2 protein-coding genes and 1 pseudogene are annotated in these 2,526 nt (G+C 73.1%); 1 reads left to right on the top strand and 2 read right to left on the bottom strand.

Translation table 11 applies throughout. The annotated features are described in order from the left end of the window. Positions 1-406 (bottom strand): annotated as a pseudogene (locus M878_RS83770) (aminoglycoside phosphotransferase family protein); the annotation flags it as partial. A 303-nt stretch (positions 407-709) separates the two neighbouring features. Next, on the bottom strand, positions 710-886 hold the full coding sequence (locus M878_RS98585; protein ID WP_023552040.1) for a hypothetical protein: 177 nt from the start codon (positions 884-886) through the stop codon (positions 710-712). 670 nt (positions 887-1,556) lie between these two features. Between M878_RS98585 and M878_RS83760 the strand changes: the two genes are divergently transcribed. Next, on the top strand, positions 1,557-2,526 hold a 970-nt coding region (locus M878_RS83760), incomplete at its 3' end, for a serine/threonine-protein kinase (protein WP_023552039.1).

Genomic DNA, 2,526 nt, shown 5'->3' with positions numbered 1-2,526 from the left:
TCGGGGGCAGGCCGTCGAACGGGGCCGTCTGGTGCAGCCGGGCGAGGAGGGAGGCGGTGGCCTCCCAAGGGGCCGCGTCCGGTGCGTCGGGGTCGACGGGGGCGCCGTACGGCCAGAAGGTCACCAGGCGGTCCTGCAGGGGAGTGGGTGCCGGGGTGAGCGGGGGCAGGAAGACGTCCGGGAGGCGGGCGGCCGTGGCCAGGCGGAGGGTCAGCTCGTCAGGGTCCGTGCCGGGGGCGTGGGCCTTCGCGACGCTTTCGGCGTGCCGTACGACGGTGGCGTCGGGGCGGTCGGCCAGGGGGGTGCTGCCGCAGGCGCAGTGGGCGTCACCGGTGCGGCCCGGATGGGCGGCGGTCCTGGCCTTTGCGGCCAGCGCGGATATGAGGGCGGGGGTGTGTGCGGTCAACGGTGCCTCGGGAAGGTGGGCTGCGCAGCTGAGCGTACTGTCGGCTGACAGGGGTCGGGGCGCTTCGCGGCTCTGGCTGGGTGCCGCCTTTTGCGGGACGGGCTCCGCCCCAGCGGCACGACCGCCCGCAGCTAGGTCGACCGCACCCGCACCCGGAACACGTACCGCCCCCATGAACGGCGCATGCCGGCGCAGCTCCCCAGCTGCGCCGGCATTTGTGCCGTCCGCCGCACCCCCGTCCCCACGGGGTTTCCTGGATCGATGTCCCCACCCGGACCGCTCTTCCGGGCCTGGGGTCGCCGCTCAGCGCCCCAGCATCGCACCCACGGACGACGCCTGTGTGGCCACCGTCTCCCAGCCGTCGAAGACGAGCAGGAGCAGGGCCGCCAGGGGAAGGGCCATGAGCGTCGCCACCAAGGGGTGGCGACGGCCCGTGCGGCGGGGTGCGAACGTCGTGCGTCGCGGTGCCGTGTGGGCCATGGTCCCTCTCCTGACCGTTTCGGTTGTCTTCGGCAGCGGCGGGTGTCTGACCTCGGGGGACGAGTGCTGCACCCGCCGCTTGACCTCAAATCTATGCGCGGGGCGGGCACCGGGCGTCATGCCCTCGTACCGATTGCCGGGCCTCCCGGAGGATGAGCCATGACCTGGGAAGTACTCCCCTGGGTGGAGACGCGGGCCCTGGTCTCGGGGTCTTCCCGGAGGGGTCGCCCGCCGTCACGGTCATGTCCGAACCGTCCGGCAGCCTCGTGTCCGGTCATATCCGAACCGTCCGGCGAGACCGTGTCCGGTCATGCCCGAAGCCTCCCATGGAGCGGGAGGAGTGACTTCGATCACTCCCACCAGGGGTGGGACGTGCGCTGTGTCCGGTTCGTGATCCGTTCCGTGCCCGGGTCTCCCGGCGGCCCTGAGTGTCCGTGCGGCGGCTGCGCGACCCGGCGTCACCCGCCGGCTCGTGACCTCAACGCCCTTACCCCCAGGAACGGTTGACGGAACATGAGCCTCAATGACCCGGAAGGTGCCGACTTCCTGACCGTGTTTCATGTCCCACCGGTGACCGGCACAATCCGTGCGGCCCGGAGGGCGCGGCCTCTGCGCGACAGCGGCCGTGGAAACGTAAGCTGTGCCACGTCACAGGGACCGGGCAGCGGGGATGAACATGGCGATGATGCGCCTGAGGCGCGAGGACCCGCGCGTCGTCGGCTCGTTCAGGCTTCACCGACGGCTCGGCGCGGGCGGGATGGGTGTGGTCTACCTCGGCTCCGACAAGAAGGGGCAGCGGGTCGCTCTGAAGGTGATCCGGCCCGATCTGGCGGAGGACCAGGAGTTCCGGTCGCGCTTCGCCCGTGAGGTCTCGGCGGCTCGGCGGATCAGGGGCGGCTGCACGGCCCGGCTGGTCGCCGCGGACCTGGAGGCCGAGCGTCCCTGGTTCGCCACGCAGTACGTGCCCGGCCCCTCGCTGCACGACAAGGTCGCCGACGCGGGCCCGCTCGGCGCGGCCGACACCGCGGCGATCGGCGCGGCGCTCTCCGAGGGCCTGGTCGCCGTGCACGAGGCCGGTGTCGTACACCGGGACCTCAAGCCCTCCAACATCCTGCTGTCCCCCAAGGGGCCGCGGATCATCGACTTCGGCATCGCCTGGGCCACCGGTGCCTCCACACTCACGCACGTCGGCACGGCGGTCGGCTCCCCCGGCTTCCTCGCGCCCGAGCAGGTGCGCGGCGCGGTCGTCACCCCGGCGACGGACGTCTTCTCGCTCGGCGCGACCCTCGCGTACGCCTCCACCGGCGACTCGCCCTTCGGGCACGGCAGCTCCGAGGTGATGCTGTACCGGGTGGTGCACGAGGAGCCGCAGCTGCACGGCGTGCCGGACGCGCTCGCCCCGCTGCTCCGGGCCTGCCTGGCGAAGGACCCCGACGAACGGCCCAGCACGCTGCAGCTGTCGCTGCGGCTCAAGGAGATCGCCACGCGTGAGGCGCAGGGCCTGGCCGACGTACGGCCGCCCGCGCCGCGCGCCGCGGAGACGGACCGGACCACCGGGCGGCTCGTCGACACCTACCCCGACCCGCAGCGCACCCAGCGCCGCACCTCCCCGAGCACCTCGGTGCCGCGCGGCGGAGCCC

This window comes from Streptomyces roseochromogenus subsp. oscitans DS 12.976, assembly GCF_000497445.1.
In the GTDB taxonomy this organism is placed as follows: domain Bacteria; phylum Actinomycetota; class Actinomycetes; order Streptomycetales; family Streptomycetaceae; genus Streptomyces; species Streptomyces oscitans.
This window is presented reverse-complemented; position numbering and strand designations above follow the sequence as displayed.